Origin of the sequence: Micromonospora cremea, from assembly GCF_900143515.1 — a bacterium.
Taxonomy (GTDB): domain Bacteria; phylum Actinomycetota; class Actinomycetes; order Mycobacteriales; family Micromonosporaceae; genus Micromonospora; species Micromonospora cremea.
The window spans coordinates 928110-953166 of record NZ_FSQT01000001.1 but is presented as its reverse complement, the minus strand read 5'-3'; the positions used below and the strand labels follow the sequence as shown (position 1 = coordinate 953166).

Here is a 25057-nt window from a genome sequence, read left to right as displayed (position 1 = left end):
TGCTGGCCATCGCCCGGCTGGTGCAGGCCGACGAGGACTCCGTGCGGCCGACCAGGGCTTCACCGTGCCCGCGGCGACCGAGGCGATCATCGGCGGGTCACCGGCAGCCTCGCCAATCCGAGCACGCTGCTCCTCGGCCGGTTCGATCGGCGGGGACAGCTGCGCTACACGGCAAGGACGCACCCGTTGGCGATGGCCCAACGCCGGGAGCTCGCGCCGCTGCTGTCCCCGCCCGGGTGCCGCGCCGGGGAATCGTCGCGCACCCCTGGCCACAGCCGCTGCCGGCGAGTTGGAACGGGCAGCTGGACCGACCCGAGCCGCAGCGCTACGTGCAGGTGAAACCGACAGCGGTGGCTTAGATCGAAGTGGACGCCGAGCGACAATGTCCGCGGCGGTGACTTCGAGTTCACCGTCAAGAGCGAGAAGTGTGGGATCTCGCAGGTCGGCTCCCAGTTCCTGAACATCAAGGCGCAGGGCACCTTCTGCAAGGTCAGCGTGACCGTCAAGAACGTCACCAAGAGCGCGCACACCTTCCACGCCGACGGGACTCTCACCGCACAGGACGCCAGCGGCCGGGAGTACGAGGCCGACGGGGAGGCCGGAATCTACGGCAACAGCGATGGGCAGGGCTTCCTCGACGAGATCAACCCCGGCAACGCGGTGACCGCGAACGTCTACTTCGACGTGCCGAAGGGCACCAAGCTGAAGACGATCACGTTCGACGCCGGCCTGTTCACCCTCGCCGAGGACGCCGTCGTCACACTCTGACAGTGACGATGTAGGAGCGGGTCACCCGGCCGGCCTGATTCACCCTCTGACATGCGATGCTGCCTTCCGGCGGAGTCATCGGTATGTCCGTGTGGTCGTCGGCTACGTCACGTCGGTCGGGCCCCGCGTGGCGACGCCGAGTTCGGCACCGACCAGGACGACGCCGCCCGCTACATGGGCCGCGCGGTGCAGGACGTCGCGGCCCGCCTCCGCGCCCGGTAAGGGGTGGTGACGGTGTCGCCCCGGAGACGGGCTCCGGCCCGGCGGAGATCCGCCGGGCCGGAGCCGTCATGCTGTTGACGGGCCGTGCTTCAGCTCGTCGTCACGGAACCGTTGACCTTGCTGTCCCGCACGGTGCCACCGAGGGCGTGCACCGAGCCGTTCACACGGCTCTCCACGATCGACACCACCGAGGCGTCGGTTGCGGTGACCGAGCCGTTGAGGGTCGAGTTGAAGGCGATCAGTCCGGCGCCCGGAGCGACCTTGATCTTGCCGTTGACGGTCGCACCGTCGAGGCAGGTGATGCCGGACGTGACGGTGAGGTCGCCGTTCTGCGGGTTGCGCAGGACGGTGGTGCAGGCCGGGTAGCTGGGCTGCGTCTGCACGTTCAGCTCGGCGAAGGAGACCGCCCGGGCGTTGTTCGTTCGCGGGTCGTCCAGCTTGAGGACGTCGAAGCCCTTCTGGATGTCGTTCGAGTAGATGTACCCGTTGTGGTAGTACGTCGACCACGCCCCACCGAGGATGCGGCGGGTGTCGGAGAGCGGGCCCCGCTCCCAGTAGGCGATCTCGACCGGGTTGGCCGAGTCGGTGAAGTCGATTACCGAAATGCCGCCCTGGTACCAGGCCTGGACCATGACGTCACGACCCATGGCGGGGATCAGCGAGCCGTTGTGCGCGACGCAGTTCTCCAGGGTCGTGTTCAACCGTGGGATCTTGAAGTAGCTCTTGAAGACCAGCTCGCGGTCGGCACCGGAACCCACGATGTCGTAGATCGCGTCCGCGCCCTGGTTGGCCCGGTAGGTGCTGGTGCAGATCGCGCTGCTGCCGCCGCCGAGCTCGTCGGTGAAGACCACCTTGGTGCCGGCGTTGTTGAACGTGGCCGAGTGCCAGAACGCGAAGTTCGTGTCCCGGACCTGGCTGAGGATCACCGGGTTCTCCCGGTCGGAGATGTCGAACAGGACGCCGTCACCCATGCAGGCGCCGGCGGCCAGGTCGAGCTCCGGGTAGGCGGTGATGTCGTGGCAGCCGCTGGTGGAGCCGGCGCCGTTGGTTCCCGGGAAGAGAACCGGGGTGGCGACCACGGAAGCGCTGGCCGGGTTGTCCACCGGCACCTTGATGATCGAGATCTTGTCGTGCGGCGGCTTGCAGTAGAAGGCGCCGCTCGACGGGCCGTACGACTGGACGTAGACGTAGACGCTCTTTCCGTCCTTGCTCGGCACCAGCGTCTGGGTGTGCGAACCGCAGTCGGTCCGGACCGACTTGACGTACCGCGGATTCGCCTTGTCGCTGATGTCGAAGATCCGCACGCCCTCCCACGAGCTCTGCTGCGCGGAGGAGCCGCTCGTGCTGTTGCACGAGTCGTTGCTGCGGGGCGCGTCGACCGCGAGGAACAGCAGGTTGCCCATGACCGACGGGTCGCCCTGCGAGCCCGAGCAGACCACCTGGCTGACCACCTGAGGCGAGCTGGGGTTGCTGACGTCGAAAACGTTGAAGCCTTCGTAGTTGCCGGCGAAGACGTAGTTGCCCTGGAAGGCCAGGTCCGAGTTGTACGCCCCCTCGCTGGCGAACCCGCCGAACTTGGGGATGTTGGCGATCTGCCGGATGTTGGGGCTGCTGGCGATCTCGTCGACGCCCGGAGTGGTGTTCGCGGCGGCCACGTCGTTGGCCGCCTCCTCGGCGATGCAGTATTCGGCGAAGTTGTCGCCGGCGGCCTCAAACGATTCGCAGATGTCTGTGCTGCCGCTGGTATCGGTGGCGCCGCTCGCTGGCGCCGCGGCCACGACGGCCGTGAGGAGAAGGGCGCCTGTGGCGGCCAGGCCGATGGCCAGCCTCCGGCTCCCTTGTGGATTTCGTTTGATCATTGTGGACACCCTTCGTTGTTCGGGTCGGCGAGTAGCGGGACGATAACCCGGTGTTCGGTGCCGAGATTGTGACCCAGCTCACATATTGTGCGGGCTCCTGGTCACGGTTACGCAAACCTGGTGGGCGTGCGGCGGCACGAATAACCGCAGGTGGGGCTAATAGAACCTTTTCGCTGCCGTGATCTTCCCCGTGCAGGTCAGGCTCGCGCTAACATCCCGGCCAACCTCGGTCAGATGGCGGGAGTCGAGTTGTGCTAAGTGTACGGATCCGAGCACTTTTGGGACGCTCGCGGGCGATTGTCCTCGTCGAGCTGGCGGTGCTCGCCGTGCTGGCCGTCGGGGCCGCGGTGGTCGTCTGGTGGCCTGAGGGCCGACCGGAATCGGCCGCGACGGCCAACCCCCAGGCATCTCTCGACCTGCCCGGTCTGCCGGACGCGACCGCGCCGGTGCTGATGCCCGGGGCGCCCGGCGAGCCGGCGAAGACCGTCCGGGCGAACGAGAAGTCGCCCGCGCCGCGCCCGACGTACAACAACGCCGACATCCGGTTCGTCACGATGATGATTCCGCATCACGAGCAGGCGCTCGTGATGGCCCGACTGGCGGCGGACCGGGCAGCGAACCCGCAACTCAAGATCATTGCCGACCGGATCCTGGCGGCCCAGGAACCGGAGATCAAGACACTGGAGACCTGGTTGACGGACCGAGGCCTGGACCGGAACTCCAGCGGCGGCCACCAGCACAGCATGGCCGGCATGCAGACGGCGGAGGCGCTGGAACTCCTCACCGCCGCCCGAGGCGCCGAGTTCGACCGGATGTTCGTCGACATGATGGTCGAGCACCATCAGGGCGCGATCGACATGGCGGGCGAGGTGCTGGCGCTCGGCGTCAACGTCATCGTCAACGAGACGGCCAGCAGCGTCGTGGTCGAGCAGGGCGCCGAGATCAACCGGATGCGGGAGACCCTCACCGGCGCGAAGTAGCCCCTTCTCCGACACCGTGCCAGGCGCCATCCCGCCCGGCATGATGGACGTGTGCTGCCGCTGCTCCACCGGTCGCCCGCTGAGCCGTACCCCGGCTGCGGTGCGACGACGAGCCGGCTGGCGCGCAGCGCGTTGCGCCCATACGTCCTCGGCTACGCGGGCTACCGCACGTTGTCGACAGGGCGCTTGCGGCGCCGGAAGGCGCGGCCGTCAGCGCTGGACGGCGAAGCGGGCGGCCGGAAGACCAGCTACGCCGACGTCCGCGGTGAACACGGCTCCGGACAGCTCGGCGCCGTCCGACCGGGCGGTCGTGACGAAGATCCATCGATAGCCGGGACCGCCGAACGACATGTTCGTGACCAGCGGCGCGGGCAGGCGTAGCGTGCGGTCCGGAGCGAGGTCGGGCGTGTAGCGGAACACCATGCCGGACCCCCACGAGGCCACCCAGACCCCGCCGTCGGCGTCGACGGCGATCCCGTCGGGGTGCTCAACCCGCACCGCGGCAACGGGACGGCCGTCGGGCCCGTACGCGGTGACCGTGTCGGCGAAGCTGTCAGCGTGATAGAGGAGGCGCCCGTCCGGGCTGGTGTCGACGCCGTTGGATGCGCCCACGTGCCCGCCAAGGACGCGATGGTTCAGGTCCGGCTCCACCACGTACAGGGCGGCGCGTTCGGCCCGGGTACGGTCGATCGACCCGACGTAGAGGTTGCCGTCGCGTCCGCACACCGCGTCGTTCAGTGCCAGGTCGGGCGGCCCGGGCAGGGACAGCAGAGGTTGGAAGGTTCCGTCGTCCGGGTCGAGGGTGCCGATGTCCCGCCCGGAGACGCCGAGCCATCCCCCGTCGGCCCGCGGCACCAGGGCGGTGACCGGCCGGTCGCAGGTCGCGCCGGAGGCGGTGCCGGCGGCGGGATCGAGGGCCCAGAGGCGCCGGTCGTCAATGTCCACCAGGTGCAGGCGGGCCGAGGCCTCGTCCCAGACCGGACACTCCCCCAGCTCACAGCGCAGGTCAGCCAGCACCGCCCAGTCCCCAGATGTCACAGCCATCTCGCTCGCAGGTCGGGGCGGAGCCACGCCGCTGGTGAGGCGATCGACAGGCCACCGTCGACGGGCAGCACGACGCCGGTGATGAAGTCCGCTGCCGGCGAGGCGAGGAACGTTACGGCGGCGGCGACGTCGTCGGGTCGGCCGACCCGCCGCAGTGGGTAGCCCTCGGTGACCGAGGGCAGGTCGGCCTTGCCGATCATGCCGGGGGCGACGGCGTTGACGCGGATGCCGGCGGGACCGTACTCGAGCGCGAGCTGGCGGACGAGTCCCTCCACGCCGGCTTTCGCGGCCGCGTAGCCGGGCAGGCCGGGCGCGGCGAGGGTGGCGTTGACGGAGCTGACCGCGACGACGGCGCCGCCGCGCGGCAGCAGGGGCAGGGCAGCGCGGACGACATAGAACGTCGAGCCGAGGGTCGCGTCGAGGGCCGCCCGCCACTGCGCGTCGGTGGTCCGCGTCGCCGGAGCGACGGGCATGACCGCGGCGGCGGGCACGATCACGTCGAGTCGGCCGAGAGTGCGGTGGGCGTCGGCGACGGCGCGGGCCGCAGCCTCCGGGTCGGCGCAGTCGGCCACCAGTTCCGCCGCGAAGGCGGGGTCGCTGTGCTGTTCGAGGGAGACGCCCACGACGCGATCGCCGGATTCGGTGAAGGCGCGGGCGATCGCGGTGCCGATCGGCGAGGAGGCACCGATGACGAGGATGCCGCGTCCGCTCACCGGGCGAGCCCAAGGTCGGCGAGGATGGTGGCGAGTGAGTCGCGGCTGGCCGGGTCGAGCGGGCGGGCCGGCGAGCGGACGGTGGCGTCGGCGATGAGGCCACGCCGCACCAGCACCTCCTTGTGCACTGCCCAGGCGATGCCCTGCTGCAGGCCGAACAGGATCAGCGGCAGCAGCCGGGCGAAGCCTGCGCGGGCGTCGGCGTGCCGGCCGGCCTGCCAGTCTGCGAGCACCGGGCCGAGCAGGTCGGGGAACTCGCAGGCGGGCATGGTGCCGATCGCTCCGCGGGCGTACTCCTCCAGGCAGAACTGGGCGTTCTGACCGCCGAGCACGGCGAAGCGGTCGTCGGCGCGGGCGGCGACCACCGCGACCACCTTGGGCGCGGTCGGCGGCGATTCCACCTTGACGGAGGTGACGCCGTCGAGCTTGCCGAGCTCGGCGATGAGGGTGGGCGGCATCGTCACGCCGGTGGCGCCGGGCGCGTCCTGGACCATGACCTCGACCCCGGCAGCGGCGGCCACGTCGCCGTAAAAGGCGAGCAGCTGGTCGGGGGTCGGCTTCACCATGAACGGAGGAAGCACCATCAGCGCGGTCGCGCCGCCGGCCACCGCGGCGCCGGCCTGTTCGATCGCGGTCACCGTCGACGTGCCGTTGACCCCGGCGACGACTGGGACCGCGCCGGCGACCACCTCGGTGACGGTGGCGAGGATCCGGGTCCGCTCGTCGGTGGTGAGCGCGAAGCCTTCGCTGGCCATGCCGAAGACCGCGACACCGGTGACGCCGCTGGCGAGCTGGAACTCGGTGAGCCGACGCAGGCTGGGCAGGTCCAGCCCGCCGTCCGGCCCGAACGGGGTGGCAAGAATCGGCACGAGGCCGTGGACGGTGTGGGGCACTCAGGACTCCTTGGCCAGGGCGCGAACCGTCTCGACGTCGACGTCGACGCCGAGTCCGGGTCCCGCGGGCAGGTCGAACGCGGCCGGGTGCAGGGGCACCGGCCCGGTGAGGATGCGGGATCCGACCTCCGTGGAGGTCGGCTGGTACTCGAACGCGGCGAGGTCGGCGACCGCCGCGGCGACGTGCAGGCCGGCGGCGAGGGCGACGCCCATGCCGACGGAGTGGTGCGGGGCGACGGGCACGTGCCGGGCAGCGCACAGTTCGGCGATGGCCATCGCCTCGGTGATGCCGGTGCGGGCCACGTCCGGCTGGGCGATCCGCAGCGCCCGGGCGTCGAGCCACTGCGCGAACTCGTACCGGTTGCGTAGCGCCTCGCCGACCGCGATCGGAACGGTGGCGCGGGCCGCGAGTTCGGCGTGCCCGGCGATGTCCTCCGGGGCCAGGGGCGCCTCCAGGAACCAGGCGCTCCGGTCGGCGAGCCCCCGGGCCAGCGCGACCGCCTCGTCCACCCCGTACGCCCAGTGCCCGTCGACCGCGATCCGCAGGCCGGGCGCGGCGTCCCGGACCGCGTCGACGGTGGCCAGGTCGGCGGCGACGCCGTGGCCGAGATGCAGCTTGACCGCAGCGGCGCCCCGCTCGGCCCAGTTGCGGGCCAGCGCCGCGCGCTGCGGGTCGGTGGGGCGGGGCAGTCCGGAGACGTACGTGGGCAGCCGGGTGCGGAACGCGCCGCCGAGCAGCTGGGCGATGCTGAGCCCGGTCAGGCGTCCGGCGACGTCCCAGAGTGCGATGTCCACGGCGGCGAGCGCGTCGGCTTGGTGGCCGACCAGGTGCCCGCGTTCGCGCATCAGGTCGCGCAGTCGGTACCAGGCCGGGCGCGGCGCGGTGGCGTCCATGCCGACCAGCACCGGCGCGAGCAGCAGGTCGATCACGGCGGCCGGCACTTCCGGCGCCACCGGCGCGAGGGCCTCTCCCCAGCCGGTGGTGCCGTCCTCGGCCACCACCTCCACCAGCAGCGTCTCGTAGCGGGACGAGTAGAGGCTGCGCCACGGCTCGCGGACCTCGTAGCCGCCGCCGATGGCGCTCCCGTCGCTCTTCGGCCCCAGGTACGCCTCGTCAGCGCGTACCTTCAGCACGTGGGTGCGCACCTCGCGGACTCGCATCACGCCTCCTGTCCGCAGGCCAGCCGCACCGGCCGGGACCGCCGGTCGCCGATTTGCAGGACGTAGGTGAACGCTGCGGACAGGTCGTCCACGGGCACGGTCCACTCGTTGGGGTGCACGGTGCGGTCGAGCTGCCGCCAGGTGGCGCCGTCGTCGAGCGACCAGTGCAGGGTCGCCGGCTCGCGGTGGGCCGCCTGCACGTAGGCGTGGTAGCGGCTGCCGTCCGGCTTGGGGATCAAGATGCCGCGCACCGGACCCACTGGGCCGTCGTCGAAGTGGTGCGCGCCGACCGGCGCCGCGTCGGTGCGGTGCAGCGGTACGTCCAGCGGGCCGACGCCATGTACGACGATCGCGGTGATGCCGTGCCCGGACACCTCGACGGTGAGCTGGTGGTCGACCATGGTCGCCTCCTGCGGTGCGCAGCGGTCGCGGATCACCGTTGCCCGGTACCGGGTGGCGGCCGTCATGGGCACCCGTGCCGGGTCCAGCGTGACAGTGACCGTGGTCGGGGTGGCCGACGCGTTGGTGAGGCTGACGCAGAGCCGGTCCCCGCCCTCGGCGGCGATCCAGTTGACCTGCTCGGTGTCCAGCCGCACCAGGCCCTTGGGCAGCCACAGCCAGACGCCGTCCTCGCCGTGGAAGCGGCCGGGCCGGTGGCCGTAGACGTGGTAGGCGAACCAGACGTAGTTCTGCTCGAACTCGGCGGGGAAGGTGATCGCGCCGCCGGAGCGGGTCTCGTGCTCGGCGATGAGGTAGTCGATGGCCATGCCGAGTTGGGCGGGTGCGTGGTGGTAGTAGATGGTGGTGTTGCCGAACGGACCGGTCCAGGGGAAGTCCGGGCGCAGGTGGTGGACCGTCAGCTGCCGGTAGTAGTAGCCGGGGTAGTTGGTGAACCGGCCGACCAGCGCGTTGTGCGCCACGTCCCGCAGCAGGTCGTCGCCGGTGTGCGCGGCGAGGCGGAGCAGGAACGGCGCCCACGCCGGGTTGAGGGTGAACCCGTTGAACCGGTAGGTGTTCATCGCCTCGATGCTCAGCCCGGTCGGTGAAACCTGCCAGCCGGGCACCTGCTCGTCGGGCACATCGGTGGCCGGGTAGTCGTAGAGATCGGCCGGGTCCCACCAACCGGTGAGCTCGATCTGCCGGTCGACGAAGAGCGGCCGCTGCGGCACGGTCATCGTGCCGTCTGGCACCGGGCGGGCGAACACCATGGTGACGAACCGTTTCGCCTCGCGGTGCGCGGCGTCGAGGTAGCGGCGGCGGCCGGTCTCGGTGTACATCTCCAGCAGCTCGATCCACGCGCGGCAGTAGTAGATCGCGAAGTCGTGCGGGTCGGCCTCGCCGCCGTATGGCTGGTCGAGTTCCTCCGCGAGGTACCGCTCGGCGGCCTCCTCGGCCTGCTGCCGCAGCTTCGGATCCCGGGTCATCCGGTACGCGGCCAGCGGCGCGCTCATCGGCGTCCGCTTCAGCCAGTAGTCCTGCGCGTCGAGGGCGGAGAGCGCCAGCTCCCGGGCGGCGGTGAGCCCGCCCCGGGACAGCGCGTACAGCGGGCCGAGCGCGGGCGCGCCGAACGGAGTGCCGCACAGCGTGTTCTTCGTCGGGTCGCCGTAGACGGTGGCCTCCTGGCGCGGCGTCCATCCGTACGCGTTGCGGGACAGGTGGAACTCGACCGTCGGCAGCGCCCGGGTCTCGTACAGCTCGTCGTCACCGGTCAGCTGGTACGCGCCGAGCAGCACCGACGTGGTGGTCGCCCGGACCGCCTGGTCATTCTCGATGTCGATGAAGCCCTTCGCCCGGCTCCACCAGCCGCTCGGCGAATCCTGGTAGTCGACCCGGTCGTCGGTGTCCGGGCCGGCCTTCATCAGGTCGATCAGGTTGTGCACCGTGTCGGTCAGCGAGGCGTGGACGTTGCGCCGGTAGGCGGTGTAGCCGTACTCACCGCGCAGCAGGTCGCGGTAGGCGTCGTACAGCTCGGCGCGGCCGGCGTACACCCCGACGGTGAACCGGTACGGCTCGCCGGCGCGCAGGTCGGCCCGCCGGCCGTACTGCGGGGCGTAGAGAGTGGGCTGCACGGTGCCCTCGGGGGTGCCGATGCTCATCCCGAACGGCTGGTCGTCGTCGCCGCGGGCCGACTCGTACTCGAACGGCAGCTCCGCGGCCGGGGCGAACAGCCCGGTGGTGACGGGGCCGCGCTGCACCAGGCAGAGCGGCGCGAACAGCTCGTCGCGGCCGACGGACGCCGGCCCGCCGACCATCCGGGCGTGCCGCAGCGGCCCGCACAGCACCTCCTCGACCTCGTCGACGGGCACGGCGGCGAACGCCCGGTAGGCGACCACCAAGCGGCCGTCGAGCTGCGGGGTCAGCTCGATCTCCACCGTGGGGTGCGGCCCGGCCAGCCGCCAGGTGACCGTGAGGGTGAACAGCTCTGGGTGCCCGCCGCGCAGCCGGACCGCGTCCGGGGCGAGCAGCTCGACCTGGTCGAAGGTCACCGGGTGCCGGTCGAGGCTCCGCTGTGGATTGCGGCGGCTGCCTCCGTCGCCGTGCAGCACCAGCCACCGCTCGCCGAACCGGTCGCCGCTCACCGGTTCCCAGCCGCCGTCCGCCCGGACGAGCAGCTCGGCGGCGTACCCGGACCCGCCGGCCCACCGCAGCCGGGCGATTTCGAGGCGGTGCGCGGCACCCTCGACCGCGGCGTACGACTCGACCACGGCTGTGGTCGGATCCGGTCCGACTGCGTCGGCGCGGTCGGCGGGGATCGGCGTGCGCGGACCGAGATCGACCACCTCCACCGGAGCGAACCCGGCGGCCATCCCGGTCGCCCCGATGCCCACCCCGCCGCCGTCGAGCGGCTCCCCGTCGGTGACGACCGCCGCCGTCCGCCCGTCCACCGCGACGGTGAGCCGGCCGTCGACGACGGTGACCTCGACGGGCAGATACCGCGCGAAGTCGAAGGACAGGATGTCGTCGGCGAGCAGCTCGGCGCGTCCGTCGGCGTGCCGCAACACCGACAGGTACCGCACACCGGTGCGGATCCGCAGCTGGATCGCGTACCAGCGCTCGGCGTCGGCGTTGACCCGCAGTTCGGCGGCGCTGACGCCGGTCCCGTGTCGCGGTTCGGGCACCCGCACGGCGGTGCGGACCGCGTAGTTGCCCGCCATCGCCGGCAGCGCCGCGCTGAGCAGGTGCCGCCCGTCCGGGTGGCCGTGGCCGTCGACCTCCGTCGGGCCGTCGAAGGCCAGGAATCCACGTTCAGATGTCACAGAACCGCCCCCGCGGCGTGGTCCTGCAACTCGTATGCAATCGGCGGTTGACACGATGCAACATGAGCGCCACTCTGACACAGCAATGGATGGAACGTCCAGAAGGAGAGCCGGTGGCGAGTGATCAGGGCACCAACCAGAGCGTGGAGAAGGCGGCCGCCGTGCTGAACGCCTTCCTCGCCGGCCAGCCCGCACTGCGCGTGTCCGACGTGGCCCGCCACGCCGGACTCGGCCAGTCGACCGCGTCCCGCCTGCTGGCCACCCTCGAAGCCTGCGACCTCGTGCAACGCGACCAGCTCAGCGGCCTCTACCAGCTCGGTCCCGCGCTAATCACCATGGCCGGCGTCGCCCTCAACAGCCACCCGGTGCACCGCGAGGCGCGCCAACGCGCGCAGAACCTCGCCGCCGAACTCGGCCTCGGCGCCAACGTCGCGGTCCGCAGCGGCGCGACGCTGTTCTACCTGTGCAACTTCGAGGGCACCCTCGCGCCGCGGTCGTTCGTCCTCATGGGTCAGCACAACCCGCTGCACGCCACCGGGCTCGGCAAGTGCCTGCTGATCGGCACCGACGCCGAGCAGCGCCGGGCGCTCCTGCCCGACCTGCCGCCCTACACCCCGTCCACCATCACCGACCACGCCGCCCTCGACACGGCCGTCGAACAGGCCGCGCAGCGGCGCTACGCCACCGAGGTCGAGGAACTCGCCCTCGGCCGCGCCTGCGTCGCCTCCCCGATCCTCGACCGCACCGGCGCCGTATGCGCCGCCCTGTCGGTCTCCGGCCCGCTCTCCGCGATCGACCTCGACACCCGGGAGGCCGAGTTGTCCCGCATGGTCATCGAAGCCGCCGACGCGATCAGCACGGGACTGGGTTACCTCGGTCCCGCCGACCGCATCCCCACCCGGCTGCAGGCCGTCCGATGAGCACGGAGACCGCCCCCCGCGACACCGACGGCGGTACACCGGCGCCACCGCCGGCCGGCGGTCGGCCGCCCCGGTCGCTCGGCGACGGCGCCTTCGCCGCGCTGCTCATGCTGCCGGCCCTGGCGATGCTCGCCGCCATCGTCGTCTATCCGCTGGTCGCCTCCCTGGTCACCGCGTTCTTCGAGCAGAGCCTCGTCGAGCCCGGCCGCACCTTCGTGGGCCTGCAGAACATCACCGATCTGCTCGGCGGCGACTTCTGGCGGCTGCTGCGCCAGACCCTGGTGTTCACCGTCGGCGCCACCGTCGCGCCTTTCCTCGTCGGTCTCGGCCTGGCCCTGGCGCTCAACACCCGCATCCGTGGCCGGGCCACGCTGCGTGGGCTGCTGCTCATCCCCTGGCTGGTGCCCAGCGTCGTCGTGTCGTTCCTCTGGATGTGGATCTTCAACGCGAACTACGGCCTGGCCAACGGCGCCCTGGAGGCCCTCGGGCTGATCGACGCCCCGCGGGCCTGGCTCGCCGCGCCGGGCACCGCGATGACCGCCGTCATCATCGCCAAGACCTGGGCCAGCTTTCCCTGGATCATGGTGATGCTTCTCGCCGGCCTCCAGACCGTGCCGGTCGAGCTGCACGAGGCGGCCGAGACCGACGGCGCCGGCGCCGTGCAGCGGTTCTTCGCCGTCACCCTGCCGCACCTGCGCGGCATCATCGGCATCGTCCTGCTGCTGGAACTGATCTGGAACTTCCAGCACTTCGACCTGATCTACGTGATGACCGGTGGCGGCCCGGCCGGTGCGACCGAGACTTTCGCCACCGCCGTCTACGAGACCGCCTTCCAAGGCTTCGACCTCGGTCGCGCGGGCGCGCTCGGCCTGCTGTGGATGGTGCTGCTGCTCGGCATGGTCGCCATCTACGTCCGCCGGTCCGAGCGGGAGGGACAGCTGTGAGCAAGCGCTCCGCACGCGACACCCGTGGCTCGCGCACCGCGGCCTGGATCGCCGTGGTCGTCCTCGGCGGCTTCGGGCTGCTGCCCGTCTACTGGATGCTCGCCACCGCGTTCACGCCGGCCCAGCAAACCTTCCGCTACCCGCCGTCGTTCATCCCCACCCAGCTCACCCTGGACAACTTCGCGCGGCTCGCCGACGAGCCCGCGCTGGCCCGCTACCTGTTCAACAGCCTGGTCGTCTCGGTCATCACCGCGGTGCTGAGCGTCATCGTCTCCGCCTACATGGGCTACGCCTTCTCCAAGTTCCGCTTCCGCGGCCGGCGCAGCCTGATGTACTTCGTGCTCAGCTCACAGATGTTTCCCCAGGCGCTGCTGCTGGTCACCCTCTACGCCCTGTTCAGCGCCTATCACCTGCTCGACACCTATACCGCGCTGGTGCTGTCGTTCACCACGTTCACGCTGCCGCTCTGCGTCTGGATGCTCAAGGGCTTCTTCGACACCATCCCTGACACCCTCGTCGAGGCCGCCCGCGTCGACGGCGCGTCCCGGCTGCGCACCATCCACTCGGTCATCCTGCCGCTGTCGGCGCCCGGCCTCATCGCCGCCGGACTGTTCGCCTTCGTCCGCGGCTGGAACGACTTCATCTTCGCCCTCACCCTCGCCGGCCGCGAGAAGACGACGCTGCCGCCGGGACTGGTCAACGCCTTCCTCGGCGAGGCGACCGCGCAGTGGGCCGAACTCATGGCCGCGTCCCTGATCGCGTCCCTGCCCGTCGTCGTCGCGTTCATCGCACTCCAACGATTCCTGGTCGGCGGCATCACCGCCGGCGCCATCAAGGGATAACCCCCACCCGTCCCGGAGGTCCACCAATGAGTAGCAACCTTTCCCGCAGGGACATGCTCCGCCTCGTCGGACTCGGCGCCGGCGCCGTCGGCTTCGGCGGGATGGCCGCCTGCGCGCCGAGCGCCGACGGCCCCGAGGAGGACACCGCCAAGTCCGCCACCCCGTTCTCGTTCGCGTCCTGGAGCCTGGCCGACAACGCCTCGAAGGCCACCATCGAAAAGTTGATGAGCGGGTACGGCAGCAAGGCGGGCATCACCGTCAACGGCGTGCCGCTGGCCTACAACAACTATCTGAACCAGCTCACCCTCCAGGTGCGCGGCGGCCAGTTCACGGGCGCGGCCCAGATGGACATCGCCTGGCTGGCCGGCCTCGCCGCGCTCGGCAAGCTGCGGGACCTCGGCGACATCGCCAAGGACGCCGGCTACACCGAGGCCGCGCTCACCTCCGGCCAGGTGGACGGCAAGCAGGTCGGCCTGCCCTGGACCACCGCCGCGATCGGCCTGATCGTCAACCGCGACCTGATGCAGAAGGCCGGCATCAGCAGTGCGCCCGCGACCATCGCCGACTTCGAGGCGGCGCTGCGCGCCCTCAAGGGCACCGGCGTCATCCCGTACGCCGCGTCGACGAAGGTCGCCCAGCTCAAGGACATCCTCATCTGGATGCAGACCTTCGGCAGCCCGCTGCTCGACGGGGACAAGGTCACCGTCGGCGACGACGCCAGCGTCGAGGCGGTCACCTGGTACAAGAAGCTCTACGACGAGAAGCTGATCGCCCCTGACGTGGAGCGAATCGACGCCCGTACCCTCTTCGCCCAGGGCAAGACCGCGATGTACGACGACGCCATCGTCGGGCGGGACTTCGTGGTGAAGGGCTCCCCCGACAAGTCCATCGCCGACAAGCTCGACCCCATCGCCCGGCCGGTGAAGAACGCCGGCGACAAGCCCCGGGCCGTGCAGTGGGGCCACGCCGTCGTGGTCGTCGAGGGCGAGGGCGCCAACACCGCCACCGACTTCGCCAAGTGGCTCACCTCCGACGAGCAGACCGTCCTCGGCTACTTCAAGGACCTCTCGCTGCCGCCCACCACCACCACGGCGCTCGCCTCCGAGCAGGTGAAAACCGACCAGTTCACCTCGCAGTTCAGCGAGCGGATCACCGCCACCGCCACCCCGAACCCGTTCTGGAAGTACCCCCAGTACGCGCAGATGGAGTCAGCCATCTCCGAGCAGGTCCAGGCCGTGCTGGTGGGCAGGACGAAGCCCGCCGACGCCATGCGCGAGGCCGGCCGGGCGGTGCAGGCCCTCATCAAGTGACCGACACCGCGCTCGACACCCGGCTGGTGGCGGCGATCGCCGAAGTGACGGCCGCCACCACGCCGCGGATCTGGGGCTTCGGCGTCGGCGGCACCCTCACCGCCCTGCTCCGGGCGGGCGACGCGCTGCGCCGCCCCGACCTGACGCAGCGGGTCGTCGACCTGATCACGCCGTCGCTGACCGCGCCGCCGGACCCCACCGACCACCTCATCGCGGTGGAGGCGCTGCTCGCCCTCGCCGCCCGGCGCCCCGACCTCGACGTCGCCGACGCCTGCAGGCGATGGCTGGCGGCGGTCCGCCACGCCCGGCCCGCCCACCCGGGCGGCCCGCGGGTGCACCGGCCGGACCTGCCGCCGTGGCGGTCCACGGTGTGGGTCGACTGCATGCACACCGACGGGCCAGGCCTGGCCGCGCTGGGCCACCATGACGAGGCCGTCGCCCACACCATCGAGTACGCCGCCGCGCTGCAACTGCCGAGCGGCCTGTTCCAGCACGGTTACGACGCCGTGGCCGAGCGGGGCAACGGCGTCGCCTGGGGCCGTGGGCAGGCGTGGGCGCTGATCGGCCTCACCGACACCCTGGTCCGGGCGTACGACGATCGGCTCGCCGAGCGGCTGACCCGACTGGTCGACGCCCTCGCCACGCACGAACGCGACGGGCAGTGGTCGACCGTGGTTGACGACCCGCGCGCCCCGGTCGAGGCGAGCGTCGCCGCGTACCTCGCCTGGGCGGTCCCCCACGTGATCGACGCCGGCCTGGTCGACCCCGCCCACAGGGCGATGGCCGACCGGGCCTGGGCCGCCACCCGGCGCCGGCTCAGCGGCGGGGCGCTCACCGTGTCCGAGGCGACACCGGTCGGCGCGGCTCGCGACTACCACCACCGCGCCCTCGGCGTCTTTCCGTGGGGCCAGGCCCCGGTGCTGCACGCGGCGCTGGACCGGATCACCCTCGAGGAGGACGAATGAAGGTTGTCGACGTCCGCAGCTACGCCGTCCGGGCGAAGCCGGCGGAGACCTACTGGGGTGCCCGGGCGTGGAGCGCCGACCACGGCAGCAAGCTGGTGGACTACCCGCCGATGCAGCGGCGCCGCTACGTCTACAGCGACACCATCGACACGGTACTGGTCCGCGTCGAGACCGCCGACGGCGTGGTCGGCTGGGGCGAGGCGAAGGCACCGGTCGGAGCCCGCGCCACCGCCGCGATCCTCGACGACCTGATCGCGCCGCTGGCTGTCGGTTCCCGGCTCGACGAGATCAGCCGCACCTGGGACCGCGTCTACACCGGCATGCGGGTACGCGGGCACGACAGCGGATTCTGGCTGGAGGCTCTGGCCGGCCTCGACATCGCCCTGTGGGACGCCTGGGCCCGGACCCTCGGCCAGCCCCTGCACGCCCTGCTCGGCGGCCGGTACCGGGACACCCTGCGGCTGTACGCGTCCGGCGTGCCCGCCGCGCCTGCCGGCTCCGGCGCCGAGGGCCAGCGTGTGGTGCGCCAGGAGGCCGAGCGGTTGCGCGACCTCGGCTACGACGCGGTCAAGGTGGCCATCGGCGCCCGGCCCGAGGACGACATCGCCTCCGTGCAGACCGTCCGGGACGTCTTCGGCGAGCAGGCCTCCGTCTACGCCGACGCCGCCGGCCAGTACGAGGTGCCGCAGGCGCTGCGGGTCGGCCGCGCCCTCCAGGAGGCCGGCGTCGGGTTCTTCGAGATGCCGCTGCCGCCGGAAGACCTCGACGGGTACGCCACCCTGGCCGCGCGGTTGGACATCCCGCTCGCGCTCGACTCGCTGGCCACCCGGCACCGGGCGCTGGAGTTCCTCCGCGCCGGCGCGCTGCGGGTGCTCCAACCCGATGTGTGCCGGGCCGGTGGCATCACCGAGACGATGCGGATCGCCGCCCTCGCCGACGCGTTCGGCGCCCAGGCCACCCCGCACGTCAGCATCGGCTCGGCCGTGCACTGGTACGCCAGCGTCCAGTGCGCCGCGGCGATGCCCAACTTCGCGGTGCTCGAACACTGGATCGGCACCAACCCGCTCACCGCGGTCGCCCCGGACGCGGTCGCGCCGGTTTGCGGGCGATGCGAGGTGCCGAGCGGCGCTGGCCTCGGCATCACGGTCGACGAGGACGTCGTACGGGCCTTGGCGGGCGCCTGACGGCAAGCCCGTTGTCCGCCGGTCCCGTTGAGACGCCACGGGGACGGCATCCGGCCGGCGGTAGCACCGGCCGCCGGCCGGGGATCTCACCTGGCCCAGGGTGCCGCTGCGGTGGCGCCCAGGGAGGCATGGGCGCGGCGCCGGAGCGCCGGCCAGTCCCCGGCAGCCACGTCGGTCGGGTCGACCAGTGCGCTGCCGGCGCCGACGGCGACCGCGCCGGCCGCGGCCCACTCCCCCACCGACCCAGGCGTGATCCCGCCGGTAGGCGCGAGCCGCACGTCGGGCAGTGGGGCACGCAGTTCCGGCAGGTACGCCGGGCCGACGTGACTGGCGGGGAAGAGCTTGACCAGGGTGGCTCCCGACGACCAGGCGACGTCGACCTCGGTCGGCGTGAACGCGCTGCAGACCACGGGCAGGTCCGCGGCCGCCGCCTCGGTGAGAACCTCGAGGCGGGTGGTGGGGGCAGCTAGGCCCCGGCGTCACGGGCGGCGCTCACGTCCCCGGGAGTACGGACGCTGCCGGCACCGACGGCGCAGGTGCCGGCCACCGCGTTCCGCAGCTCGGCAATGGCCTCGAGCGCCGTGGGCGTGGTGAGGGTGACCTCGATGCTGTCCAGGCCCGCCTCGGCGAGTTCCCGGCCAGCGCGGACGACGTCCTCGGGCCGGGGAGCCGGATGATGGCGATGACGCGGCCGAGCTGGACGATCATGACACGACCTCTGAGGCGACGGCCTGCTGGGGCACGACGTGGGCTGGCCCGACGTACCCAAGGTTGATGCTGACGGAGTCGGCCGCCTCGATCACCGACTGGACGAGTTCGGTCTCGCGGTTGGGCAGATCGATGGCGGAGAGCGGGCCGGACACCGAGAGGGCCGCCACCACCTCGCCCGAGCCGTCGCGGATGGCGGCGGCGATGCAGGCGCGGCCGAGGGCGAGTTCCTCGATCTCGGTGGCGTAGCCCCGGGAGAGGGTGCGGGTGAGTTCCTCGTCGAGCTGTTCGTGGGTGGTGATGGTGCGGTGGGTGTAGGCGTGCAGGGCCGCGTCGGGTAGCAGGGTGCGCCGCTCGTCCCCGGTCAGCCCGGTCAGGAGTGCCTTGCCGAGCCCGGTGGCGTGGAGCGGGTTGTACTGTCCGGCGAGGAGGAACGGGCGGGGTGCCTGCCGGCCTTCGAAGTTGAGCAGGTAGAAGAGCCGGTCGCCGCGGCGTAACGCCACGTTGACACCGAGGCCGAGTTCAGCGGCGAGGTCCTGGGCGGTCTGCCGGGCCTCGCGGTGGACGGGGTGGTTGTTGAGCACCGCGCCGCCAAACGAGACCATGTCGAGTCCGAGCCGGTACAGGCCGCTGACGGGGTTGCGGTCGACGAAGCCCATTCCTTCGAGGGTGGCGAGGAGCCGGGAGGCGGTGGAGAGGCCGAGTCCGGTGGCTCTGGCGACGTCGGAGACGCGGAGTTCGGTGCGGCCGGCCGCGAGGGCGCGGAGCACGGTCAGGGCCCGCTCGACGCTTTGATTACTGCCCGGTTCGGCCGGCATGCCGACCCCTCTCTGGAATCTGCTTGCGATATGTGGCACCTAATTCTGCACTGTGCACGAGCTTGACCATGGTACGGGGTGAAACGGGTGACGCGAGACGGGCATGGCGCCGGACCTAAAAGGTCGCCGGGCTGGGCGAGGCGATGGCGTTGTTCCAGCCGCCGCCCGGCCAGGTAATCGCCGAAACGGCCACCGTCGAGGTGCACGTCGCGGGCACTGAGCGGCAGGCCACGGACGTGCGGGCGCGGCTTGCCCGGGCAGCGCTCTCGCCGACGGCGTGATCGCCGCCCCGGCGACACCACCGGCCTCCCCGAGCGCGACCGCAACGGCGCTGCTGGCGCGGGCCGTCGACGGCTGACCGGCGACCGCACGGCGGTACGGATCCGGTACGGTGCCGGGCGGCCCAGCCGCCCGGCACCGCGAGCGGGTCAGGCGTCCGGACCGTCCTGGTCGATCTGGTCGGTCCCGCCGCCGCCGACGACCACGTCCCGGTCGGCGCCGCCGTGGAGCCGATCGTCGCCGGGTCCGCCGACGACGACGTCCGGGCCCGGCCCGCCGAGCAGGGTTGCGCCGCCGGGTCCGCCGACCAGCCGGTCCGCGCCCCCACCTCCGCAGATCACGTCATCGCCGCCGAGGCCGACGACCACGTCGTCGCCACCCCGGCCGGCGATCACGTCGGCCCCGGCCGTGCCCACGAGCCGGTCCGGGCCGTCGGTTCCGATGATGGTGGGCTCCCGGCCCGCGCACAGCGGCGCCGCGACGGTCACGGTGACCTGACGCGCGAAGTAACCGAGGCCGTAGGAGACGGTCACCGTGTCGCCGAGCGTCGCGCCGAGAGCGGCCAGGTCCAACTCTGCCGTGTACGTGGTGGTGTTCAGCCCGTCCTGCACGGCGCCCAGCCGCTGCGGTGCGCGGTCGCCGACGCGGACCTCAAGCTCGCCCCGGTCGAGCGCGGCCGGGTCGAGGTTCAGCGGCGCGGTCAGGCGTACGCTCGCGCGGCTGCCCTCCGGCACCCGGTCCAGCGGCCCTCCGGCGGTGTCCACCACCCGTACCGTGGTGGTGTCGACGGCCCGCCAGGCCAGTGTCTCGTTCCAGGCGGTGTTGAAGGTGACCCAGCCCTCGGAGTGGCCGATGTTGCCGACGCCCGGGTTGTACGGGTACTGCCCGTTCTTGGGGCTGCCGTCGAGCACCCCGCGGGCGCCTTGGAGGCGACCCGCCCCGCCCTGGAACTCCGAGTACCAGCCGCGTTCCACGCCTTCGAAGCCCCACTGCTCCGTCGGCCCGCGGTACGAGGCGTGCCGGCCGGTGGGGTTACGGCCGAAGACGTTGTCCACATGGGCCACCGCGATCTGCCGCAGCCGCGCGGCGAGCGGATCGTCGCCGAGCACCTGCGCAGCGGCCAGGGCCGGGGCGGCGAAGCCGGCCACGTTGCCCGTTTCGTTGGGGTCGCTGGCCGAACCGCCGCCGGTGAAGGACGGGATGGTCCACCGGTCCGCGGAGTACTTGCGGAAGTCCCATAGGTTCGCCGAGCGTTCCGCAACGACCTCGGCCCAGCGGCGGATGAAGTCCCGGGTGCCGGGCGGCGCTTGGTCGCGGTGCGACAGCAGCAGCCGTGCGAGGCCGGTGACCAGGTGGTACTCGCCCTGCCGCTGACCCTTCGTGACGGTCGGATCGGCGACGTCGAGGTTGCCGATCAGCCAGGTGGCCTGGGCCTTCGCGGTGGCCAGATACCGCTCCGCGTCAGCGCGACCCTCCCGCTTGGCGACCTCGTACATCATCACGTTCGGCCACACCGAATGGCCGGGTGGCAGCTCCCCCTTGCCGGAACCCATCTGGGTGTAGACCTGCAGCAGGTCGGCGGTGTGGGGAGTGGTGTCGTACCAAGCGAAGCGGTCCTTCGCCGGGTCGTCCCAGATCGGGAAGAGGTAGTCGCGCGCCCGCTCGTAGACGCTGTGGGGAATGTAGTCCGCCAGGTACGGATAGGCGTAGAGGAAGGCGGCCAGCTGTTCCTTGAGCAGCGTGTGGTTCACCCGCCCGCCCAGGTACACCTCGACGGCCCAATGGATCAGCCGGACGATCTCCGGGGTGTCCGCCGGCAGCTGCACCGGCAGCCCCACGTACCGCGCCTCCGGGTCCTTGATCTGCGCGAAGGCGGAAGGGTTGGCCAGGTACATGTCGATCAGCGACGGCAACTCGAAGGACATCTGGTGCGAGTCGCGCCAGCCAACGCCGAGGTAGCAGTTCTGCGGATCGGTGCCGCCGTAGACCATCCTGCTGAAGTCGCCGTAGTAGCAGCGCACGTCGGTCATGAACTGCACGGCGCGGCGGTAGGAGACGCGCTCGATCCAGTCGGCGCCGATACCGAACGGATCGGACCGGCCGGTCCCGGCAGCGCCCTGAACCTCCACCGTGTATGGCCCGGGCTCCGCCGGGTCGAAGTCGGTGAAGTCGCCGACCTGGCCGCGGACGGTGCCCTCGTGGCGAACGTTGCCGGCGGCGTCGATGATCCGGAACTGCTCGCCGTCGACGGCGCGGGGTGCAGTGAACCGCTTGACCTGGCCGAGGTTGTAGCCGCTCTGGTTGACCAGGATGGGCTGGTCGACCTCGGGCTCGCCCGGCTCGGTCCAGGAACAGCCCGATGCGGTCGTGGGGTGGTCGGCGGGCACGGTGGGCAGCGCGGTGACCGCGACGGCGGCGAACGACGCCCGGGCGTGGTAGACGCCGAGGCCGATCGTCCCACCGGCGGCGGGCGCGGTCACCACGGCGACCCGTTGGGCGTCGATCTCCACGACCGTGATGTTGTTGGCCCGGCGGATGACCATCTCGTGCCACTCCCCCTGCCGCACAGGGGCGGGGCCGCGGCACACCGTCTGCGTCACCGGGGCGGAGATCTGCACTCCGGACCAGCCGGTCAGCTGCGCCGCGAAGTTGTTCTGGGTGACGGCGTACGGTTCCCGGAAGTCGGTGAGCACGGAGACGGCGGGTGAGTCGCTTGCCGCATCGACGCGGACCCTGGTGCGCAGCTCGTACGCGTCGGGCAAGCCCACCGGCGTGACCGGGGTGATGTACCGGCCCGACGGCTGGGTGCGGGTGTCGATCGAGACGTAGGGGAACTCGGCGGTGGTGCCCGTCCACTCCGTCAGCGCTCCGGTCAGCGCCCGCCACCGGCTGAGCCCGGTGGTGAAGTCGTCGGTGAACACGGGTGCCGCTGCCGATTCAGGTGCGGCGGCCGCGGCTGACGCCGCCGTCAGACCCACGGTCGCCATCAAAATCGGCGCCATAGCCGCATTGGTCCACGCTCGCGCAGGTGTCGTCAACAGAATCTCCTTGTCAGCGTGTCAGGTGACCTTCACGGTGAAATGCGCCAACCGGCGCCCGTCCGCCGCCTTCACGACGACGACGTAGGCTCCCGCGACGCCGGCCTGCGTCCTCAGGACGGTGTGGATCCGGTTCTGGTCGTCCGTGTCGAACTCCAGTTGCCGTTCGGCGCCGTCCGGTGCCGCCTGCACCACCTCGGTGACGCCGCGGCCGGCGGGGGACCCGGACTGATCCACAAGTCCGAACTGCACGGGCACTGCCCGGTCGGTGACGACCGGCCCGGCCGGCCGGACGTCGACGACCTCGAGGCCCCACTCGGGAGAATCAGCGTCCGAGATCACGTAGTCCAGCCCCGCCTCGACGGAAAATTCGATCGCCCCGGTGACCGGGTTCCTGCTGAAGGCGATGTCGGTGCCCGACGAGTCCCGCACGACGATGTCCTCCGCCGACCACGAGGTGTTCTTCGCGGTGATCCGGCTTCGGGCGTGTCCGTCGCTGCTGGTGCAGGTGAAGGTGGCGCCGGGTGCGGCGACGGGGTAGACGCTGGCCCGTAGGTTCCCGGCGGCGACGGCGTCGCCCGGATCCCGCGCTCCGGGATCGTGGACGAGGATGCCCGTACCGCCGACGAAGGCGGGAATCTTGCCGAACGGCTGCTGGTAGGCGGTGAGGGTGATGGGGCCGGAGAACCGCTCACCGGTCTCGATGTCCATCCACTCACCGGCCGGAAGGTAGACGTCACGGGACATGGCCGTGTCGGTGTCGGCGCCGTACAGCGGTGCGACCAGCAGTGACGGACCGAACATCCACTCGTACTGTTTCCTGGCCGCGGACGCCAGGTCGCGGACCCGGGGGTCGTCGGGGAACGCCACGGGCAGCGGCGTTGCCGTTGAGGGGAAGCCGGTCTCGTACGAGGTGACGGCCGCCGAGTAGATGTAGGGCTGATACTCGGCGTGCCACTGTGCGGCCTTCCGGGTCGCCGCCACCAGGGCGGGGTCATTCATCCGCCACGGCTCGTTGCCGAAGGACATCGCCGGCGACATGGCGGCCATCATGGCGTTCCGGGTCAGGTACCGCTGCTTCGAGGTGTTGGTCTCCAGGTCGCCGATGATCCGACCGCCGATGATGTCCGGATAGAAGTTGGGCTGACCGCTGGCGGCGTAGGCGAGCCCGTTGACGACCGTGCGGTCGCGGTCCCCCGGCCCGTGGTTGTAGTCGGTGTCGTTGATCCGCAGGATGGAGCCCGCCACCGAGAAGGCGCTGTTGCGCACCATCATGAGCTTTCCGTCGTCTTCGAGGCCCTCATTGATCGGGTTCACCAGCGCGTTGTTGACGTACCGGTTCGCGGTGCCGTCGAACATGTGGTCTTCCTTGTACCCGTCCGCGCCCCACTCCCGGCTGCGGGCCACGAACCACCGGACAGCCGCCTCGTTGTGCGGATCGATCAGGTACATCGCAGCAGTGTTGGGGAACGACACCGGCCGGAACACCCGCGGCTTGCCGTTCGCGTCCTTGATGAAGTAGCCCTGTTCGATGCCCACGGCGGTGCCGTCACCGTCCAGAGCGGGGTCGTACGTGCCGCCGTCGGCCGGCAGCGCGCGGAAGGACTGCCGGGCTCCGAGCAGTAGCTTGATCCCGTTGTCGTGCAGGAACTTCTTGTATCGGTCGGGATCCGGGTACTTTCCGCCCCAGAGGCCGAAGCTCGAGGTCGTGCCCTGGGCGGTCCCCGAACCGTACGGCCAGAACCCCGAGCCGGTCACCACCCAGCTGAGGGGGAAGCCCTTGTCCAGGTACGTCGTCACCGAGTCGGTGATGGTCTGCTGGTTGGTGTTGTAGCCGAGCGCTCCGTAGGACTCGTAGCCGACGCCGAAGAGCGTGTAGTCCGGCTTGGAGTTGACATAGCCCGCGCTCTGCCGGACTTCGGCGTAGCGCCGGTAGATCGTCTGCATGTCCCCGAAGAAGTAGTGCAGCCCGGACATCTGCGGGCCGTTGACACCGAGCAGGGTGGCGGCGCTGTCGACCTGCACGGCCAGGCTCTCGTCCGAGAGCACGACCTGGGCGAGCTTCCGGCCGGGGAAGACGGTGAACGTCGAGACGAAGCGCTGGTTCGTCGTGCCCGCGCTGTTCTGGGCGTAGTAGTCGAGGTTGCGGATGCCATAGGCGTTCAGGTCGGTCCGGAATCCGCCCAGGTCACCGAGCCCGTACGCGGGGTTCATGCCGCCGGCCACCTGCGCCCGCACGCTGCCAGTGCTCGCGTCCGCGGCGGTGACCCGCAGGTTCACGGAATGGTCCGCCGGCACCACCGTGACGTCTGCCCGGCGGCCGTTGGAGAAGGTCACGGAGAACCGCGTGCTCGACGCGTCCGCCGCCGTGAGCGTCGCCGCGACGGCGTCGCACGGGGCACGGCCCGGGACGGCCAGTTGCAACCCGGCTGTCGGATGCGGCGCCGCGGCCGACGCGCCGTCGACCTGGAGTCCGTAGCGGAAGCCTCGACGGTCGATTGACACGTTCCAGCCGTCGCCAGCCAGCGAGACCATGGTGCCGTGCTGCGACAGCCGGTAGGAGGGGAAGCGCTGTTCCGCCGCGTCGACGATCGGTGCCGCCGTTTCGTCCGTACCGCAGTCGGCGACCGGTTCCTCGTCGCTGGCCACCTCGAGCAACCGCACAGCGTTGGCCCGGGTGATGACGTTGAGGTTGGGGGTGGTCACCGCCGGACCCGCGGTCGCGGTGACGGTCAGGGTGAAGGTCTGCCCCTCGTCGAGGTAAATGGAGCCGATCTGGCGCCAGGCGTTGCCGCCGACGGCCTGGTTGACCACCGTCGGGGTGTCCGGTCCTCCGGTCCAGGCGTACTCCACCTTGGCGTTGTCCACGCTCGCGCTGTAGTAGACGGCCAGGTCGTACCTGGCGGAGGCGGGTGCCACGACGGTCCAGGTGGCCGTGGAACCGGGAGTCCGGCTGTACCGCGAGGGAGAGCCGTCGTGACCGGGGTCTCGGGCGTTCGCCCAGGTTCCGGTCTCAGAGTAGGCGCCGGGAGTCGAGGGGGTGACGACGACTGCCTCGGCGGCCGCTGCCGGGGACGACGGGACGACGACTGCGAACGGCACCAGGAGCGCCGTCATCATCGTGAGAAGGACACGAAGTGGTGGACGGGCGA

The 25057-nt window shown here is 71.3% G+C and carries 19 protein-coding genes and 1 pseudogene; 9 read left to right on the top strand and 11 right to left on the bottom strand.

Going from position 1 to position 25057, the window contains the following annotated elements:
- The first annotated feature begins 432 nt into the window (after window positions 1–432).
- Entirely contained in the window at window positions 433–768 is a 336-nt protein-coding gene (locus BUS84_RS04315) for a DUF4352 domain-containing protein (RefSeq protein WP_244298536.1), read from the top strand.
- A 311-nt stretch (window positions 769–1079) separates the two neighbouring features.
- On the opposite strand, the gene BUS84_RS04310 is transcribed toward BUS84_RS04315, so the two are convergent.
- Complete coding sequence (locus BUS84_RS04310; RefSeq protein WP_244298371.1) at window positions 1080–2849, bottom strand: LVIVD repeat-containing protein; 1770 nt, start codon at window positions 2847–2849, stop codon at window positions 1080–1082.
- 278 nt (window positions 2850–3127) lie between these two features.
- Here BUS84_RS04310 and BUS84_RS04305 point away from each other — a divergent pair, with 278 nt between their 5' ends.
- The gene (locus BUS84_RS04305) at window positions 3128–3829 is read left to right on the top strand and encodes a DUF305 domain-containing protein (protein WP_084757181.1); all 702 of its coding nucleotides are present in this window, start codon (window positions 3128–3130) and stop codon (window positions 3827–3829) included.
- Between the two features lie 210 nt (window positions 3830–4039).
- Here BUS84_RS04305 and BUS84_RS04300 read toward each other — a convergent pair whose 3' ends face one another.
- From BUS84_RS04300 to BUS84_RS04280, 5 genes are read right to left on the bottom strand one after another with little or no spacing between them, the layout of a single operon-like run.
- A complete protein-coding gene (locus BUS84_RS04300) occupies window positions 4040–4867 on the bottom strand; it encodes an SMP-30/gluconolactonase/LRE family protein (RefSeq protein ID WP_159450982.1) in 828 nt (275 codons plus the stop codon).
- Complete coding sequence (locus BUS84_RS04295; protein WP_074308933.1) at window positions 4864–5586, bottom strand: SDR family NAD(P)-dependent oxidoreductase; 723 nt, start codon at window positions 5584–5586, stop codon at window positions 4864–4866. The genes BUS84_RS04300 and BUS84_RS04295 overlap by 4 nt, the downstream gene beginning before the upstream one ends.
- Entirely contained in the window at window positions 5583–6479 is an 897-nt protein-coding gene (locus tag BUS84_RS04290; RefSeq protein WP_074308931.1) for a dihydrodipicolinate synthase family protein, read from the bottom strand. The genes BUS84_RS04295 and BUS84_RS04290 overlap by 4 nt, the downstream gene beginning before the upstream one ends.
- Complete coding sequence (locus BUS84_RS04285; RefSeq protein WP_074308929.1) at window positions 6480–7640, bottom strand: mandelate racemase/muconate lactonizing enzyme family protein; 1161 nt, start codon at window positions 7638–7640, stop codon at window positions 6480–6482. It lies immediately after the preceding gene.
- Window positions 7640–10897 (bottom strand): AGE family epimerase/isomerase, encoded by a 3258-nt coding sequence (locus BUS84_RS04280; RefSeq protein ID WP_074308927.1) that lies wholly within the window; start codon window positions 10895–10897, stop codon window positions 7640–7642. The genes BUS84_RS04285 and BUS84_RS04280 overlap by 1 nt, the downstream gene beginning before the upstream one ends.
- A 113-nt stretch (window positions 10898–11010) precedes the next feature.
- On the opposite strand from BUS84_RS04280, the gene BUS84_RS04275 reads away from it, so the two are divergent.
- Genes BUS84_RS04275 through BUS84_RS04250 form a run of 6 tightly spaced genes read left to right on the top strand, consistent with a single transcriptional unit; the run spans window position 11011 to window position 17062 of the window.
- Window positions 11011–11817, top strand: coding sequence for an IclR family transcriptional regulator (locus BUS84_RS04275; protein ID WP_084757180.1), 807 nt, complete (start codon window positions 11011–11013; stop codon window positions 11815–11817).
- Window positions 11814–12761 (top strand): carbohydrate ABC transporter permease, encoded by a 948-nt coding sequence (locus tag BUS84_RS04270; protein WP_074308924.1) that lies wholly within the window; start codon window positions 11814–11816, stop codon window positions 12759–12761. Before BUS84_RS04275 ends, BUS84_RS04270 begins: the two co-directional genes overlap by 4 nt.
- Window positions 12758–13603 carry a carbohydrate ABC transporter permease gene (locus tag BUS84_RS04265; protein WP_244298370.1) on the top strand — a complete coding sequence of 282 codons (846 nt, stop codon included), beginning with the start codon at window positions 12758–12760 and terminating at the stop codon, window positions 13601–13603. The genes BUS84_RS04270 and BUS84_RS04265 overlap by 4 nt, the downstream gene beginning before the upstream one ends.
- A 26-nt stretch (window positions 13604–13629) precedes the next feature.
- Entirely contained in the window at window positions 13630–14913 is a 1284-nt protein-coding gene (locus tag BUS84_RS04260; protein ID WP_074308920.1) for an ABC transporter substrate-binding protein, read from the top strand.
- Window positions 14910–15878 carry a glycoside hydrolase family 88 protein gene (locus BUS84_RS04255; protein ID WP_074308917.1) on the top strand — a complete coding sequence of 323 codons (969 nt, stop codon included), beginning with the start codon at window positions 14910–14912 and terminating at the stop codon, window positions 15876–15878. The genes BUS84_RS04260 and BUS84_RS04255 overlap by 4 nt, the downstream gene beginning before the upstream one ends.
- Complete coding sequence (locus BUS84_RS04250; RefSeq protein ID WP_074308915.1) at window positions 15875–17062, top strand: mandelate racemase/muconate lactonizing enzyme family protein; 1188 nt, start codon at window positions 15875–15877, stop codon at window positions 17060–17062. Before BUS84_RS04255 ends, BUS84_RS04250 begins: the two co-directional genes overlap by 4 nt.
- 86 nt (window positions 17063–17148) lie before the next feature.
- Here BUS84_RS04250 and BUS84_RS40550 read toward each other — a convergent pair.
- The 3 genes and pseudogenes from BUS84_RS40550 to BUS84_RS04240 all read right to left on the bottom strand — a co-directional run.
- Window positions 17149–17499: pseudogene (locus BUS84_RS40550) on the bottom strand (2-dehydro-3-deoxyphosphogluconate aldolase); the annotation flags it as partial.
- 29 nt (window positions 17500–17528) lie between these two features.
- Window positions 17529–17831: a hypothetical protein gene (locus BUS84_RS41135; RefSeq protein ID WP_084757175.1), complete on the bottom strand. Its 303-nt coding sequence runs from the start codon at window positions 17829–17831 to the stop codon at window positions 17529–17531.
- Window positions 17767–18588, bottom strand: a complete 822-nt coding sequence (locus tag BUS84_RS04240; RefSeq protein ID WP_074308914.1) for an IclR family transcriptional regulator — start codon at window positions 18586–18588, stop codon at window positions 17767–17769. The genes BUS84_RS41135 and BUS84_RS04240 overlap by 65 nt, the downstream gene beginning before the upstream one ends.
- A gap of 143 nt (window positions 18589–18731) precedes the next feature.
- Between BUS84_RS04240 and BUS84_RS38130 the strand changes: the two genes are divergently transcribed.
- Complete coding sequence (locus tag BUS84_RS38130) at window positions 18732–18869, top strand: hypothetical protein (protein WP_159450980.1); 138 nt, start codon at window positions 18732–18734, stop codon at window positions 18867–18869.
- A 147-nt stretch (window positions 18870–19016) separates the two neighbouring features.
- On the opposite strand, the gene BUS84_RS04235 is transcribed toward BUS84_RS38130, so the two are convergent.
- Both BUS84_RS04235 and BUS84_RS04230 read right to left on the bottom strand, forming a co-directional pair.
- Entirely contained in the window at window positions 19017–21788 is a 2772-nt protein-coding gene (locus tag BUS84_RS04235; protein ID WP_074308912.1) for a hypothetical protein, read from the bottom strand.
- A gap of 138 nt (window positions 21789–21926) precedes the next feature.
- Window positions 21927–25022, bottom strand: a complete 3096-nt coding sequence (locus BUS84_RS04230) for a golvesin C-terminal-like domain-containing protein (protein ID WP_074308910.1) — start codon at window positions 25020–25022, stop codon at window positions 21927–21929.
- Between the last annotated feature and the right edge of the window lie 35 nt (window positions 25023–25057).

Bases quoted from the DNA above. Each gene is read 5' to 3' on its own strand.
- BUS84_RS04310 (WP_244298371.1), bottom strand. From the start codon at position 2,849: ATGATCAAACGAAATCCACAAGGGAGCCGGAGGCTGGCCATCGGCCTG.
- BUS84_RS04285 (WP_074308929.1), bottom strand. From the start codon at position 7,640: ATGCGAGTCCGCGAGGTGCGCACCCACGTGCTGAAGGTACGCGCTGAC.
- BUS84_RS04270 (WP_074308924.1), top strand. From the start codon at position 11,814: ATGAGCACGGAGACCGCCCCCCGCGACACCGACGGCGGTACACCGGCG.
- BUS84_RS04260 (WP_074308920.1), top strand. From the start codon at position 13,630: ATGAGTAGCAACCTTTCCCGCAGGGACATGCTCCGCCTCGTCGGACTC.
- BUS84_RS04250 (WP_074308915.1), top strand. From the start codon at position 15,875: ATGAAGGTTGTCGACGTCCGCAGCTACGCCGTCCGGGCGAAGCCGGCG.
- BUS84_RS04240 (WP_074308914.1), bottom strand. From the start codon at position 18,588: ATGCCGGCCGAACCGGGCAGTAATCAAAGCGTCGAGCGGGCCCTGACC.
- BUS84_RS38130 (WP_159450980.1), top strand. From the start codon at position 18,732: ATGGCGTTGTTCCAGCCGCCGCCCGGCCAGGTAATCGCCGAAACGGCC.
- BUS84_RS04230 (WP_074308910.1), bottom strand. From the start codon at position 25,022: ATGACGGCGCTCCTGGTGCCGTTCGCAGTCGTCGTCCCGTCGTCCCCG.